Here is a 14,841-nt window from a genome sequence, read left to right as displayed (position 1 = left end):
CCGACGACCCCTTGTTACCAACCGTAGCCACCCCGAGCTTGTCATTGCTTGCCGCAAGTGGTCCTTGACCTGCACAGACACGGCCGGGCGTTGGTCTCTTCTTGTCACTGGTTGTGGACGTCAGGACAGGGTTTCCGGGGGGTAAGCGGGGGCCAGCGTCGGAACCCGCCCACGCCTAAAACAGCACCCCCACCACTACGGAGTTTCCCGCGCACCGAAGGACGGACCCGCTCTTCGCATCACTGGCAGTCGAGCCGTGGGGGTGTGCGGTCCCGTCCCTCAAATTCGGGACGGGACCGCAAGACACCCTGGTCTCGTTGTCGCGGACTACCCGACGTTGCTCGCCACCGCCGGGGCGTTGGCAACCGCTCCGGCCACGGGAACGCTGCTGGTCGAGCGTGCGAACAGCAGGACGACCGCGGGGATGAACAACGCCACTGACCACAACCAGAAGTTGGCCGCGGGAGGGAGAGCGGCCGCAGCCACCCAGCCACCGGCCGCAGTGAGGAAGATCGCGCCGGTGCGGCCGACTCCAAATGCGAGGCCGACCATCGTGGCGCGAACTGCCGCCGGGTGCGAGTTCGCGATGAAGCCGTTCATGATGTAGATCGTGTTCAGGAAGCCCAGCGCGAATACGAGCACGTAGACCAGCGCGGCGACCTGCAACGCGGCTCCGATGAGCAGCAGGGTCGCTGCTCCGCCGAAGCAGCCGATGACGACGATCAACTTGGGGTTGGTCCGGTCCTGCAGCCACCCGCCGACGAGACTTCCGACGATGGCGCCGGCGAAGGTGGTTACCGAGACGAGCAGGGCGTTGGTGATCTCGAAGCCGCCGAGGACGAGGTACTGGGGCAACCAGGTCGATGTCAGGCCGAGCGCGACCCCCATGATGAAGAACTCGGCGATGAGTAGCAGCACCGTTCGCGCCACTCTCGATCGGTTGAACAGGTACCGCAGCGCGTTGCTCCGGGTTCGCTTTCCGTCGGAAGCCATCGGCGCGACGGTCTCGTCGAGCTCGATCCCGTACCTGTCAGCGATCGTCCGCGCCTCATCCGCTCCGCGCGTCAGCAGATACGTCGGCGACTCGGGGACGAACTTCCCGACAAGCGGCACGAGCACAATGAGCGGGAACAGGCCACCAACGATGAAGAGCCAGCGGAAGTTCGCGTGGGGCAGGATCAGAGCGCCACTGAGCGGGGCAAGCAGGCCTCCCACGGCGGTTCCCATCAGCAGGACCGTGTTGTTGAGGTGTCTACGGCCGGGCGGGGAGAACTCCGAGACCAACACGATCATGACCGGGATGATCCCGCCCAGGCCGAGGCCGCCGAGGAAGCGGAACGCCCCGAACACGGCCGCGTTGGGCGCCAGTGGCACGGTAGCCGTAAAGATCGAGAAGAAGAGCAGGTTCAGGATCAGCATCTTGCGGCCGCCGATCCGGTCGCGGAGGTAGCCGGACAGGATCGCGCCGATCAAGAGGCCGAGCATCTGAATGCTCGCCACGACGCCCGCAGTGGCCGCCGTGAGTCCCCATTCGTGTTTGGCAAGGATCACCGGCAGCGCCGCCGACAGCACCGTGAGGTCGTAGCCGTCGGCCACGGCGATCACGGTAACGAGTACGAGCAGAGCGGCGAAGCTAGCTTTCTGGGTGGGCTGGGACGTGCTCTTTTCCATTTCCACTAATCCTCTTTCATCCAGTGATGTCTACGGATAAGGATGTGGTGACTGAACGCTAGGGCTAAAACATGAACTCGCCGCCGTTGACGTGCAGTACCTGTCCGGTGACGAATCCGGCAGCGGGCGAGGCGAGGTAGAGACAGGCCTCGGCGATGTCGTCGACCGCCCCGAAGGTCCTGGTCGCGATGCGTCCGCGGAGGGCTTCCACATCGATGTGGGCGTAATCCTCCGGGTTGCGTTCCGTCTCGATCGCGCCTGGTGCCACGGTGTTCACGGTGATCCCGTACCGCGAGTACTCCCGGGCGATGGCCTTCGTGAGGCCGTGCATCCCTGCCTTCGCAGCGATGTTCGCGGCGCGGTTTTCGATGTGGCCCGTCCAGCCGTCGTAGCCGGAAATATTGATGATGCGACCACGCCTACGCTCACGCATCCCCGGCAGGACGGTACGCGCCAGGTAGAACACCGAGTCCAGGTTCGTGGCGAACGTCGATCGCCAGTCCTCGATGGTGATGTCTTCGAACTTCTTGGCCTTGCGGACGCCGACGTTGTTGACGACGATGTCGACCGGGCCCAGTATGCTGCTCGCCCGCGAAATCATGTCGGCAACTGCGTCCGGGTCTGAAACATCGGCCATCGCCGGTATGGCCTTTCCGCCCTTGCTCTGAATCTCCTCGACGACCGAGTTGACCGCGTCGACATTGCGGGAACCGTTGACGACAACCGCAGCACCCTCGGCAGCGAAGAGAAGGGCGATTGCGCGGCCGATGTTCCGGCCGGCGCCCGTGACGACAGCGACCTGTCCGTTCAGGCGGCCTTCGGGCATGACTTACCTCCCACACCTTGCGAAGCGATAGCCCAGCTCCCGTCTTTCCCGGGAGCCAAGCTGGCAGTGATCAAGATTGCCCAAGCGCTGGCCGCAGTGGATATCGGAAGACTCCGGCGTGTCGCTGGGTGGAACGTCGTGTTGACCAGTGGTGTGACGAATCTTGCTCGGGCACTACTGGGATGTCAAGACTGTTACTTGATCATTGCCGGGGCAGGCGCGGATCGGTTTCGCAACCGCTGCTGCTCGCGGTGCCCACGTCGTAGCGGGCGACGGGTTGGCGGTTGGCGCGGCCTGGTGGACGTCCGGGCCCTGACCGGGTGGGTTCCAGTGCGCCGGCGGGACAGGCTTCGACGCAGGCCTAGGTTCTGTCTCGCGGATCATGGCAGTCGCGGACGGCGCGTAGCCAGTCGAGCATTTCGACCAGGTCGAGGGTGGCTTGGACGCGGGCCATCCCGCCCGCCATAGACCCAGGCACGAGCCGAGCAGACCGACGCCGGGGCCGCCAGCGTAGTCGCTGGCGGCCCCGGCGTCCGCGCGTCGTGGTGGCCCCGTCGTCAGCCTTCGTTTGCCCTGGTAGGGCGTGTGTTCGCGGGTTGGTCCAGGGGTGGCGCGAGAAGCACGGCCTACCTAAGTAGACGATGAAGGTGCCGGGTTGGTCGTCACCGCCGACGCAGCCCAGCAGCGATACCGCCTACCTGCGAGGGGCGAGGCGCGGACTATGGGTTTACCGTGACGCTGAGGACCACAGGCCCTGGCTGACCCCACCCGGCAAACGCTCTGAAGGGCCCGCACCTCTGCCCAGCAACGGTTTCAGCACCCGAAACCCGTCGAACCAGCGCACCGAACCGACCCCACCCGCCCGACAACGGGGGCGGTTGATCGGGACCCGGTCGACCGCCTTTAACACCAGCTACCTAGTGCGCGAAGGCGTCCGTGATCGCGCGCGCGGTGTCCCGAACCCAGGCGCCCCACTCCGGCACGCGCGCGGGTTCGAAGCGTACGTCGGGCATCGAGATGGTGACGGCGGCCACCGGTCGTCCGCCGGGACCGGCGACCGCAGCGCCCACGGCGCAGACATGTGGCCGGTTCTCGGAGATGTTGACCGCGTAGCCCCGTTCCTTCGCCTCCAGCACCTGGTGCATCAGATGCCGCGGGTCGGTGCTCGTGTTCGGCATGACCTTCTCCAACGGACGCGCCAGGATTCGCTCGGCCTCGTCGAGCGGGAGCATGGCCAGCACCGCCTTGCCGCTCGCGCTGGTATGCAACGGCGTGCTGGCGCCGATGGCGTTGAAGGTTCGTACGGGGTGGATCGAGTCGACCCGGTCGATCAGCACCATCTGGACATCCCGGTCGAGCACCGAGAAGTGGATGGTCTCACCGGTCTGCGCGCCCAGGGCGGCGAGGTGGGGCATCGCCGCCTCGCGCAGGGTCTTCCACGGGGTGCCGGTCCGGGCGAGCGCGAGCAGCCGAGGGCTGAGCTGCCAGCGCGTCACAGGATCGCTTGACATTTCGGCCCAGCCCTCCTGGCCCAGCGTGCGTAGCAACCGCTGCACGGTCGACTTGGGTAGGTCGATCAACCGCGAGAGCTCGCCCACCCCGATGGGCCGATTCTGCGTCGCCATCACCTCGAGCACCCGGAGCCCGCGGATGAGGGTCTGGGTGCCGGCCGGGCCTTGCGCCGCCGCCTCGTCAGGTCGCTCGGTTACGGACATCATCCAGTCTCCTCGATCAGGAGGTCGGCGGGCTGGCGCGGCCCCGTCGGAGCAATTCGGCTGGGCAAGTGTACCGCTACGCAGCACAGCCGTGTCACCGGCCATGGTCGCGCTCGGTCTTCCGGGCAGGCCGCCCGCGAAGCCCGGTCTTCGAAGGGGTCTTCCGACGCTGAACCGAGGAGATCGTTTAGACCACCCGGAGGGCTTGACACCGCGCGTCCTCGCGCCAAAGACTGTGCGGACCAGCTAGAGGCACAGCGTCTCACCCAATGACACGGAGTCGTCGATGACAACGTTCGATCTGGCGAGCTGGCCGGTGATCTCACGCGGCACCTTCTTCGAGGACCACGTCGTCGGCCGGGTTTTCGACCACCACTGGGGCCGCACCGTGCACGCGTCGGACAACATCGCGTTCACCACCCAGACGCTCGCGTTCAACCCCGTGTACTTCAACCGCGATGCGGCAGCGGCCGCAGGCTACCCCGACGAGGTCGTCAACCCGCTGCTGGTCTTCACGGTGGTATTCGGGCTCAGCGTCGAGGACCTCAGTGAGCGGGGCGGGCCCTTCCTGGGGGCGAACGACATCCGACACCTCCGCGCGGTGCATCCCGGGGAGACGCTCTACGCGTCCAGCACGGTCGTCGAGGCGCGCACCTCGGAGTCGCGGCCCGACACCGGCATCGTCACCTGGCACACCGTGGGCCGGGATTCCTCCGGCAATCCGGTCATCGAATTCCGGCGCACCAACCTCGTACGCAAGCGCGCCGCCAACCCCGAACCCGCAGCCGTGCGGGAGGGCTTCGCCGAGGACTTCCAGGTGGGCGACCGCTTCCGCCACGCGCGCTCCCGTACCGTCACCGACCTCGATCTCAACGGCCTGACCCTGCTGGTCATGAACACCGCCGCCGGACACTTCAGCGACCAGGAGATGGCCGACACGCCCTTCGGCGAGCGGATCAACTTCGGCGGTCTCACCCTCGCCCTCACCATCGGCCTCGCCACTCAGGACACGAGCGGCCAGGCGATTCGCGAGGTCGGCCTGGACGACGTCAGGTTCGCCGTGCCCGTCCGGCGCGGCGACACCATCGGCGCCGCCACCGAGGTGCTGGCCGTCGAGCCCGACAGGGACGAAGCCGATGTGACGTTCCGCCACCTCGGCGTCAATCAGCGCGGCGAGATCGTCTGCCAGGTCACCCGCACACTCCGCGTACGCACGCGCGCCGCGCAAGCCCAGCCCAGCGAGGGCGCCTCCGCACTCGCTCCCCATGCCCCGATCGGAAGGTGAACGACACCGTGAACACCGTGCGTCCTGCGCTCCCCCGTCGTTCCTGTCTCGCTGTCCCGGGAAGCAGCGAGAAGATGCTGAAGAAGGCTCAGGGCCTTCCGGCAGATCAGGTGTTCCTCGACCTCGAGGACGCCGTGGCTCCCATCGCGAAGCCCGCGGCGCGCGCCAACATCATCCAGGCGCTCAACCACGGCGACTGGTCGGGCAAAACCCGGGTCGTACGGATCAACGACGCCGACACGAAGTGGGCCCACGAGGACGTCCTCACGGTAGTCCGCGGCGCGGGCGCCAACCTCGACTGCATCATGCTGCCGAAGGTCGAGCGAGTCGCGCACATCCACTGGCTCGACGTGCTGCTGACCCAGGTTGAGCGCGAGCTGGGGCTCCCGGAGGGCGGGATCGGCATCGAGGCGCAGATCGAGGGCCCTGCGGGGCTCAGCGAGATCGAGGCGATCGCCGCCGCGACCTCTCGGACCGAAACGCTCATCTTCGGCCCGGGTGACTTCATGGCCGCGATGAAGATGCCCGCCCTGACGATCGGTGTGCCGGGCGCCACCGGGTACGACCCCTTCGACACCGTCCTGATGACCATCGCGATGACCGCCCGCAAGTACGGCCTACAGGCGATCGACGGACCGTTCGCCCTGATCAAGGACATCGAGGGGTACCGGGCGTCCGCCGAACGGGCCGCCGCCTACGGCTACGACGGAAAATGGGTGCTCCACCCCGGCCAGATCGACATTGCCAACACGGTCTTCGCGCCCACCCAGGATGCTTACGACAAGGCCGAGCTGATCATCGAGGCGTACGAACACTACACGTCGGAGTCGGGCGGCGGCGTCGGCGCCGCCATGCTCGGCGACGAGATGATCGACGAGGCCAGCCGCAAGGTCGCCCTGGTCACCGCCGAACGAGGCCGCGTCCTCGGGATGCGGCGGACGACGCACTTCGACCCGAACGCATAAATCCGGTGTGCCGACGAGAACCGCTGCGTGATTCCGCCGGCCACTTTCGTCCCGCTGAGCGGCAGCCACAAACCGTGCTCCTCACCGGCCTTTCGGTAGGTGGCACACTGCCACCGATTTCGCCTCGACGGTTGAGGAGGAGAAAGAGAAGATGACCGCCACCTTCGACCACCGGCTCGGCCCTGGGAGGGCGCTATGACACTGCTGACCCCAGCCCAGGAGAAACTCCGGGACGAGGCTCGCGAGTTCGTGTCGGCGGAACTGCTGCCCGTCGCGAACGAGCTGGACCCTCAGCACGCGGACATTCCGTGGTCGATCATCGACCGGATGGCCGAGCTCGGCTACTTCGGCATCTTGATCGACCGCCAGTACGGTGGGCTGGGCCTCGGCATGACCGAGTACTGCCTGGTTACCGAGGAGCTCGCGCGGGGCTGGATGAGCGCCGCGAGCGTCATCGCCCGCGCCAACGGCACCGGAGCCGCGCTCGCCGACCCCGACCGGCGGGCGGACATCCTCCGCCGCCAAGCCGCCGGAAAATTCATCTCGGCCGGAGCGTTCAGCGAGCCCGAGGCCGGATCGGACATCGCCGCGGTGTCCTGCCACGCCGAACGTCGCGGGGACGTCTACATCCTCAACGGTGTCAAGCGCTGGTGCGGCTGGGCGGAAGCCGCCGACGCCATCCTCATTCTGGCCCGAACCGCGCCCGGCCGCCGGGACGGCCTCGACGTGTTCCTCGTGGAGAAAGAGCGCGGCGAGTTCCCCGAAGGCATCACCGGCACCCCGATCCCCAAGATCGGCTACCACGGGATCACCTCGTGGCAGCTGACGATCACCGACCTCGAGGTGCCCGCGAGCAACGTGCAACTCGCGCCGGATGGGACCACAGGCCAAGGCTTCGCACTCTTCGGGAATCTGATCAACTGGGCCCGGCTACACACGGCAGCACGGGCCGTGGGTGCGGCGCGCGGTGCGCTGGAGGACGCCACGGCCTATGCCCGGCAACGGGTCCAATTCGGCAAGCCCATCTCCTCGTTCCAGGGCATCAAGTTCCGCTTGGCCGACATGGCCACCCAGGTCGCCGCCGCACGTGCTCTCTACCTCGACGCCGCCGCTCGGTTCGACGCCGGGCTGGACTGCCGGCACGAGTGCTCGATGGCGAAGCTCTTCGCCAGTGAAGCCGCCGAGCAGGTCGCGAGCTCGGCCATGCAGGTGCTGGGCGGCAACGGCTACACCACCGAGTACGCCGTCGAGCGGCACTGGCGCGACGGCCGTCTCACCCAGATCTTCGAAGGCACCTCCGAGATCCAGCGCACCATCATCGCCCAGCATCTGCTGCGCGAAGAGTGACGCCGATACCCGCGAGAAAGGAACGAGGATGACTCCCGTCCCGCTTGACCCCCGACAGCACCGTGCCACCAACGTCCGCGCCGGGGTCATGAGCCCGCACGTCCAGCCGATCCTGACGCGGGTGCCGGTGCGATGACCGGGGGACCCCTCACCGGCGTACGGGTCGTCGACCTCACCCACGCCCTCGCCGGCCCGTACACCACCATGCTCCTCGCCGACCTGGGTGCGGACGTACTCAAGGTCGAGCCGCCCCGGGGAGACATGGCCAGGACTGCCGGGCCCGTCCCGCCAGGTAGCGACCCGGCCGCCTACGGCGGATACTTCCAAAGCGTCAACCGCGGCAAGCGCAGCGTCGTGCTCGACCTCAAGACGGCGGAGGGCGCCGCCGCACTGCGTGCCCTCGCCGCCGACGCTGACGTGCTGGTCGAGAACTTCACCAACGGCGTCATGGAACGGCTCGGCCTGTCCTACGAGTCGCTCAGCGCGACGAACCCGCGGCTCGTCTACGCGGCCGTACGCGGTTTCGGCGACACGCGGTCCGGCGAGAGCCCGTATCTCGCCTGGCCGGCCTTCGACCTCGTCGTCCAAGCGATGGCCGGGATCATGAGCATCACCGGTACCGAGGACGGCACCCCGATCAAAGTGGGACCCGGGATCGGGGACATCTATCCCGGCACGATGCTCGCGCTCGGCATCAGCGCCGCGCTGTACGAGGCCCAACGCAGCGGCCGAGGGCAGTTCGTGGACATCGCGATGTACGACGCCGTGCTCGCCCTCTGCGAGCGCATCGTCTACCAACACTCCTACACGGCCGCGGTGCCGCGTCCCGAAGGCAACCGGCACCCGCTGCTGAGTCCATTCGACATCCTCCCAGCCGCTGACGGCTGGGTCGCCGTCGCGGCGCCCAGCGACGCGCGGTGGCGCAAGCTCTGCGAGCTCATCGACCGCCCCGATCTCGCCAACGATCCAGCTCTGGCGACAAACCAGCAGAGGGTCGCCCGTCGAGACGAGATCTTCGACGCGCTGGCCGCGTGGAGCCGACGGCGGTCCAAGGCGGAAATCCTGGACCGGCTGGGCGGCCACGTCCCCGTCGGCGCGGTGCGGGACGCGGCCGAGATCGCGGCCGATCCCCATGTGACCGCCCGGGAGATGCTCGTCGAGCTCGACCATCCGGGCACCGGACGGACCTTCGCGGTGGCCGGCCAGCCACTGAAGTTTTCCCGGACCCCCGCGCGGCCGAAGCACCGTGCCCCGCTGCTCGACGAACACGGGCCGATGGTGCGCGCGGAGCTGACAACCGACGATATGCCGGCAGCAGAAGAGGCAGGGGTATGTCCGGGACAGCGCCGCCCTACGGAGCCGGCGGACTCGCCTCACGGTGGGTGAGTTGGCAGGTGGCGCCACAGCGCCGGTCAATTGCTCGCCCGTCGTGGGCGGCCGGCAGGGGGATCGTCCTGCCATGAGACGGGCCAGCGGCGGGCGATGGAACCTGGTTAGCTCTGCCCGGTGAGCGGTCTGGCCCAGGGCATCTATGAGCATCTGATCACCGGCGAACTCGCCGATCAGCTTCACCAGGTCGATTCCGGCCTGGTCCAACGCGACAAGCTCGACCCCGCTGACGCCCCCGACGCGCTCGCCCGGCACATCGCCGCCCTGGCCCGCCGGGCCCTGCACGCGGTCCCCGGCGGCGACGACAAGCTCGCCCGCCAGGTCGACCTGGCCAACCGCATCGCCGAGATTATTGCCGCCTTCAGCCCACAAGCGGCCACCGCCCAGGACCAGGTGGCCGACGCCAAGTACCTCCTGCACGCCATCGCCGCCCCGCCGACTCCACCCGCGCAGCCCGTCTTCCCGGCACGCCCACCACCCCGCTCTCCACCGGCGCGCTGCTCGTCAACGGCCGTCACCAGCCGCGCATCGGTCACGAGGTCACCCACGAGATGGCCTCCGCCGACCAGGTGGACCTACTCTGCGCGTTCATCAAGTGGCACGGCCTGGGCATCGTCGAGCCGGCCATCCGCGACCTGATCGCCCGCGGCGGCCGGCTGCGGGTCATCACCACGACGTACCTGGGCGCGACCGACCAGCGGGCCCTCGACCGGCTCGCCGAACTGGGCGCCCACATCAAGATTTCCTACGAGACCCGGACCACCCGGCTGCACGCCAAGGCCTGGCTGTTCCGCCGCCGCAACGGCACCACCACCGCGTACGTCGGCTCGTCGAACCTGTCGAAGGCCGCGCTGATCGACGGCGTGGAGTGGAACGTGCGAGTCTCCAACCTGGAGCAGCCGCACGTCATCGACACGTTCACCGCCACGTTCGAGGACTACTGGCACGACCCGGCGTTCGAGGAATACGACGCCAAGACGGACGCGGATCGGCTCCGGATCGCGCTGCGCGGGGAGCGCCCCGACGAGGCGCCCACCGAGATCGCCAACCTGGACGTGCGTCCGTACCCGTCAGGCGGTGATCCTGGCCGACCTGGACGCCGAGCGTGAGGTGCACGGCCGCTGGCGCAACCTCGTGGTGATGGCGACCGGCACCGGCAAGACGATCGTGGCCGCGCTGGACTACCGCCGGCTGAGCCGCCGAGGACAGGTCGACTCGCTGCTCTTCGTCGCCCATCAAGAGCAGATCCTGCGGCAGAGCCTGGCGACGTTCCGGCAGGTGATGGGGGACGGCAGCTTTGGCGAGACGCTCGTCGGAGGCAGGGAGCCGCAGCACTGGCGGCACGTCTTCGCCTCCATCCAGTCGCTGCACCGGCGGGAGATCAACCCCGAGGCGTACGACATGGTGATCGTCGACGAGTTCCACCACGCCGAGGCGCCGACGTACGCCCGGTTGTTGGAACGGCTGCGACCACGCGTACTCCTGGGGCTGACCGCGACCCCCGACCGCAGCGACGGCGGCGACGTGCGGCGGTGGTTCGACGGCCGCGCCGCCGTGGAGTTGCACCTGTGGGACGCGTTGGAGCGGCAGTTACTGGCGCCGTTCCAGTACTTCGGGCTGTACGACGATACGGACCTGTCGCAGCTGCGGTGGAAGCGCGGGCAGGGGTACGAGGCGGCGGAGCTGGACGGCGTCCACACCGGCAACCACGCCCTGGCGCGGATGGTGCTGCGGGCGGTCCGCGACACCGTCGACGTCGGACGGATGCGGGCGCTGGGGTTCTGCGTGAGCATCGGGCATGCCGAGTTCATGGCGGACTGGTTCACCAAGCACGGCGTACCGTCGGCGGCCGTGACCTCGCGGGTCGACGCCGGCGGGCGCCAAGCGCTGCTCACGGCATTTCGCACAGGCGAGCTGACGGTGCTCTTCACCGTCGACCTGTTCAACGAGGGTGTCGACCTGCCGATGGTCGACACGATCCTGATGCTCCGCCCCACCGAGAGCGCCACGATCTTCCTGCAGCAGCTCGGCCGCGGGCTGCGCCTGGACGACGACAAGCCCTGCCTGACCGTGCTCGACTTCATCGGCGGGCAGCACGCCAACTTCCGCTTCGACCTGCGCTGGCGAGCCCTGACCGGGGTGAGTCGGCGGGCCATCATCGATGCCGTAGCGGATGACTTCCCGAGCCTGCCCAGCGGCTGCCACATCCAGCTGGACCGGGTGGCGAAGGACATCGTGCTGGCCAACCTGCGCTCGGCGCTGCCCACGTCGAAGCGCGGGTTGGTCGCCGAGCTGCGGCAGCTCGGCGACGTGAGCCTGGGCGAGTTCCTGCGCGAGACCGGCGTGGAGATCGAGGACATCTACCGGTCGGCCAGCGTCGGCGGGTGGACCGGGCTGCGGCGGCTCGCCGGGCTGGAGACGTCAGCACCCGGGGCCGGACGATCGGGAGCTGGGGCGGGCAATCGGGCGGATGCTGCACCTCGACGACCCGGACCGGCTGGACCTGCTGGCGGGGGTGGCCGCCGGCGAGCGGCCGGACGCCGGGCGCACGACCAGCTGCACAGCACGGTGAGCGATGCGCTGCGTCACGCACAGGCCGAAGGCTCGATCCGGCCCGAGGTCGACGTCGACACAGAGGCTCGACTGGTGGTGGCCGGCCTGCGGGACGCTGCGTACCAATGGCTGATGGACTTCAGCTATCCGTTCGGCGACGTCCTCGGCACGCTCATCACGTCCACCGAGCAGCGGCTCCAGCTCGTCCGGGCCTGACGAAGTCTGAGGCGGTGCGCTGGCTCGCCCGGGCCTCAGAACATGTACTCGCCTGCATTGAGGTAGAGCACCTGCCCTGTCACGAACTTCGCGCCGTCGCCGGCGAGGTAGACGCACATTTCGGCGATGTCCTCTGGTTCTCCGAAATCCGCCGTCGCCAGCCGCTGCAGGATGGCATCCACGTCGACGTGCGCGTAGTGCTTCTCGTCCCGCACGGTCCTGATCGCTCTGGGGGCCACGGTGTTGGCGGTGATGCCGTTAGCGGAGAACTCGCGAGCGATGGCCTTGGTCAGACCGTGCATTCCTGCTTTGGCGGTGATGTTGGCGGCCCGGTGGTGGATGTGTCCGGTCCAGCGGTCGTACCCGGAGATGTTGATGATGGGGCCCCAGCCACGTTCTCGCAAGCCCGGCAGGACGAGCCGGGCCAGGAAGAAGACCGCATCCAAGTTGCTGGCCATGGTCGAGCGCCAGTCCTGCACGGTGAGCTCCTCCAACGGTGCCGCCTTGCGGACGCCCACGTTGCTCACCGCGATGTCGATCGGACCGAGCTCGTCGTGCACGGCGTCGACCATCCGCGCCACCGCGTCGGGGTCGGACACGTCCGCCATGACGCCGAACGCTGTCCCACCGGCCGCGCGGATCTCCTCGACGACGGCGTCCACCGCACCCTGGTCACGGGAACCGTTGATCCCTACAGCTGCACCGTGAGCGGCCATGCCATGGCTATGGACCTGCCGATGTTCTGCCCCGACCCGGTCACCAGGGCGACCTTCCCGGAGAGCCTCGGCCAATCTAGCTCATTGCGTCCCATCACTTCTTCTCTCGCTGCTCCAGCGCCTGTCGAACAACTCTGTGGGCTTCTCGCACGTTCTCCGCCAGGGTCCTGGGGACGTAGGCGTCGCCGACCTGAACGATCCGCACCCCAGGCACCTCGAGCGGGTCGCGACCCCGGTAAGACCCGGCGGAGACTACCGTGCCCTCCGGACCCAGCTCCACCGCGCACCCGGAGATCGCGCGCACCCCCACCAGCTGTCCGTGGGCCGTTCCGGTGACCGCTGTCTGGGTGGCGACGACGACACCGGCGAGATCGAGACGACGCGAGATGCCGAAGGCACTCACCATGGCGACGCGGCGGGCCGGCGTCGGGCGAGGTGTCACCAGGACCACGCGGTGGCCGCGCTGGGCGAGCCACTCCGCGAGGGCGTACACGGGCTCGTCGTCGACGGAGTCCAGGAGGTAAACGTGCTCGTCGAGCGACAGTCCACCTGCCAGCACGTCCTCGACCGGCACGACGTCCACACCCAAGATGACCGGTGGAGCGGGCAGCCGGGATCGGGCGTCGACGACGAGGGCGGCTGCGGACAGGGTCGCCGGGTGGGGCTCGGAGCCGAGGCGGATGTCGACCCCGAGGTCGGCGAGCTCGTTCTGCCACCAGTCCACCGCCCGGCGCTGATCGGCACGACCAGGGATGCGGGCCTCCAGCGCCAACCGGCCGCCGAGATAACCGGCCTCCTCGTGCAGCTCCACCCGATGACCGAGGGTGGCTGCCACCCGGGCGGCCTCGAGACCGGCCGGTCCCCCACCCAGGACGACGACGAGGTCGGGCGCCGACCTGACCTCGGGTTCGAGGTCGGCGATCTCCAGCTCGTGTCCCGTCCGGGGGTCGTAGAAGCACTCGACGCCTCGCTGCTCGTGCAGAGCAGCCCAACAGGCGTTGCAGAAGGTACAGGGCCGCACGGTGGCCCCCACTGCGTCCCGCCGGACCAGGTCAGCGTCTGCGAGCAGAGGTCGCGCGAGGCCGATGAGGTCTGCCGTCCCCTCGTCGATCAGCCGGTCACCGACCGCGAGGTCAGGGATCTTGGCCAACGCCATGATCGCCACCTCGGGTGGGACCACGCTGCGGATGCCGCGAGTGAGGTGCTCGAACGGCGTGTCCGCCCAGCTCATGTCCGGCGAGTGCCTCTCGAGACTGGGGCCGTAGCGCGACTGGGACACCGCGATGTAGTCGGGATCGGCGACCTCACACACGTGTGCCGCCACCTCTTGCGCCTCGGGCAGCTCGATCCCTCCCGGCGCGTACTCATGAGCCGTCAGCTTGATGCCGAGGATGAAGTCGGGGCCGCAGGTCGCCCTGATGCCTTGCAGCACCGCTGTCAGGAACGCGGCCCTCCCCCGCAGGTCGCCTCCGTAGGCGTCGGTGCGGTGGTTCGAGATCGAGGAGAGGAACTGCGCCGGGAGGTAGCCGTGGGCGGCGTGCACCTCGACGCCGTCGAAGCCGACGCTCTGCAGGCGTCGCGCAGCGTCGACGTAACCGTCGATCACCTCCTCGACCTCGGCGACGGTCATGGCGTGCGGCACGGTGCCCGACAGGGGGTCGGGCGTCGCGGAGGGCGCCCAGGCGATGCCTTCGGGCGTGTAGAGGCTGGAGGCTCCGACGTGCCAGAGCTGACCCACAACGACGGAGCCTGCGGCGTGGATGTCGGCGCACAGCCGCTCGTAGCCGTCGACATGAGCGTCGTCCTCGATCCTCGGCACGGCCCGGAAGGGCCGGGACGAGGGGTGGACCGCCAAGCCGTCGGTGACGATCAGCGCGGCACCGCCGCGGGCGCGGCGCACCAGGAATTCGCGCTGTGCGTCGCTCAGGGCCGTCGGTCCGTTGAGGCCCGTGGTGACCGAGGCGAACGCCACCCGGTTGGGCAGGGCTCTGGATCCGACTGTGATCGGCGTGTGTACCGCCGCGGACCGCCCTCCGTCGGCCGACGTCGATGCTGTGTTCAGACGCATGGGTGACTTTCCTTCCAGACGTCGACGCGACAGATGTCTCGCAGCGCCGGCCTCGTAACGGGTCGACGCCTGACCGACCCCGGGACACGG

12 protein-coding genes are annotated in these 14,841 nt (G+C 68.5%); 7 read left to right on the top strand and 5 right to left on the bottom strand.

The window, feature by feature from the left end; genetic code table 11:
- Positions 1–327 precede the first annotated feature (327 nt).
- The 3 genes from EV384_RS17165 to EV384_RS17155 form a co-directional block, all read right to left on the bottom strand.
- On the bottom strand, positions 328–1,671 hold the full coding sequence (locus EV384_RS17165; protein ID WP_130334617.1) for an MFS transporter: 1,344 nt from the start codon (positions 1,669–1,671) through the stop codon (positions 328–330).
- Between the two features lie 64 nt (positions 1,672–1,735).
- Positions 1,736–2,497: an SDR family NAD(P)-dependent oxidoreductase gene (locus EV384_RS17160; RefSeq protein ID WP_130334615.1), complete on the bottom strand. Its 762-nt coding sequence runs from the start codon at positions 2,495–2,497 to the stop codon at positions 1,736–1,738.
- Positions 2,498–3,414: 917 nt separating this feature from the next.
- Positions 3,415–4,215 carry an IclR family transcriptional regulator gene (locus tag EV384_RS17155; RefSeq protein WP_165439961.1) on the bottom strand — a complete coding sequence of 267 codons (801 nt, stop codon included), beginning with the start codon at positions 4,213–4,215 and terminating at the stop codon, positions 3,415–3,417.
- Between the two features lie 283 nt (positions 4,216–4,498).
- On the opposite strand from EV384_RS17155, the gene EV384_RS17150 reads away from it, so the two are divergent.
- The 7 genes from EV384_RS17150 to EV384_RS37280 all read left to right on the top strand — a co-directional run bounded on the left by EV384_RS17150 (position 4,499) and on the right by EV384_RS37280 (position 11,967).
- Complete coding sequence (locus EV384_RS17150) at positions 4,499–5,497, top strand: MaoC family dehydratase (protein WP_130334611.1); 999 nt, start codon at positions 4,499–4,501, stop codon at positions 5,495–5,497.
- A gap of 17 nt (positions 5,498–5,514) precedes the next feature.
- A complete protein-coding gene (locus tag EV384_RS17145; protein WP_278045603.1) occupies positions 5,515–6,462 on the top strand; it encodes an HpcH/HpaI aldolase/citrate lyase family protein in 948 nt (315 codons plus the stop codon).
- A 195-nt stretch (positions 6,463–6,657) separates the two neighbouring features.
- Positions 6,658–7,809 (top strand): acyl-CoA dehydrogenase family protein, encoded by a 1,152-nt coding sequence (locus tag EV384_RS17140; protein ID WP_130334607.1) that lies wholly within the window; start codon positions 6,658–6,660, stop codon positions 7,807–7,809.
- A 132-nt stretch (positions 7,810–7,941) separates the two neighbouring features.
- A complete protein-coding gene (locus tag EV384_RS17135) occupies positions 7,942–9,195 on the top strand; it encodes a CaiB/BaiF CoA transferase family protein (protein WP_130334605.1) in 1,254 nt (417 codons plus the stop codon).
- A gap of 120 nt (positions 9,196–9,315) precedes the next feature.
- On the top strand, positions 9,316–9,837 hold the full coding sequence (locus EV384_RS37290) for a hypothetical protein (RefSeq protein ID WP_242624107.1): 522 nt from the start codon (positions 9,316–9,318) through the stop codon (positions 9,835–9,837).
- Positions 9,750–10,307 carry a phospholipase D-like domain-containing protein gene (locus EV384_RS37285; protein WP_242624106.1) on the top strand — a complete coding sequence of 186 codons (558 nt, stop codon included), beginning with the start codon at positions 9,750–9,752 and terminating at the stop codon, positions 10,305–10,307. Before EV384_RS37290 ends, EV384_RS37285 begins: the two co-directional genes overlap by 88 nt.
- Positions 10,276–11,967 carry a DEAD/DEAH box helicase gene (locus EV384_RS37280; protein WP_242624105.1) on the top strand — a complete coding sequence of 564 codons (1,692 nt, stop codon included), beginning with the start codon at positions 10,276–10,278 and terminating at the stop codon, positions 11,965–11,967. Before EV384_RS37285 ends, EV384_RS37280 begins: the two co-directional genes overlap by 32 nt.
- Positions 11,968–12,002: 35 nt before the next feature.
- On the opposite strand, the gene EV384_RS17120 is transcribed toward EV384_RS37280, so the two are convergent.
- Both EV384_RS17120 and EV384_RS17115 read right to left on the bottom strand, forming a co-directional pair.
- Positions 12,003–12,683, bottom strand: coding sequence for an SDR family NAD(P)-dependent oxidoreductase (locus EV384_RS17120; RefSeq protein WP_130334601.1), 681 nt, complete (start codon positions 12,681–12,683; stop codon positions 12,003–12,005).
- A 94-nt stretch (positions 12,684–12,777) separates the two neighbouring features.
- Entirely contained in the window at positions 12,778–14,751 is a 1,974-nt protein-coding gene (locus EV384_RS17115; protein ID WP_130334599.1) for an oxidoreductase, read from the bottom strand.
- Positions 14,752–14,841: the final 90 nt, after the last annotated feature.

Source organism: Micromonospora kangleipakensis, assembly GCF_004217615.1.
Classification (GTDB): Bacteria; Actinomycetota; Actinomycetes; order Mycobacteriales; family Micromonosporaceae; genus Micromonospora; species Micromonospora kangleipakensis.
Note: the sequence above shows the minus strand (reverse complement) of the source record. Positions and strands in the feature narration are given on the sequence as shown.

Excerpts from the sequence above, each read along its gene's own strand:
- EV384_RS17135 (WP_130334605.1), top strand. The coding sequence starts at position 7,942 with ATGACCGGGGGACCCCTCACCGGCGTACGGGTCGTCGACCTCACCCAC.
- EV384_RS17120 (WP_130334601.1), bottom strand. The coding sequence starts at position 12,683 with ATGGCCGCTCACGGTGCAGCTGTAGGGATCAACGGTTCCCGTGACCAG.
- EV384_RS17165 (WP_130334617.1), bottom strand. The coding sequence starts at position 1,671 with ATGGAAAAGAGCACGTCCCAGCCCACCCAGAAAGCTAGCTTCGCCGCT.
- EV384_RS17140 (WP_130334607.1), top strand. The coding sequence starts at position 6,658 with ATGACACTGCTGACCCCAGCCCAGGAGAAACTCCGGGACGAGGCTCGC.
- EV384_RS17115 (WP_130334599.1), bottom strand. The coding sequence starts at position 14,751 with ATGCGTCTGAACACAGCATCGACGTCGGCCGACGGAGGGCGGTCCGCG.
- EV384_RS17160 (WP_130334615.1), bottom strand. The coding sequence starts at position 2,497 with ATGCCCGAAGGCCGCCTGAACGGACAGGTCGCTGTCGTCACGGGCGCC.
- EV384_RS17155 (WP_165439961.1), bottom strand. The coding sequence starts at position 4,215 with ATGATGTCCGTAACCGAGCGACCTGACGAGGCGGCGGCGCAAGGCCCG.
- EV384_RS37285 (WP_242624106.1), top strand. The coding sequence starts at position 9,750 with ATGGCCTCCGCCGACCAGGTGGACCTACTCTGCGCGTTCATCAAGTGG.
- EV384_RS17150 (WP_130334611.1), top strand. The coding sequence starts at position 4,499 with ATGACAACGTTCGATCTGGCGAGCTGGCCGGTGATCTCACGCGGCACC.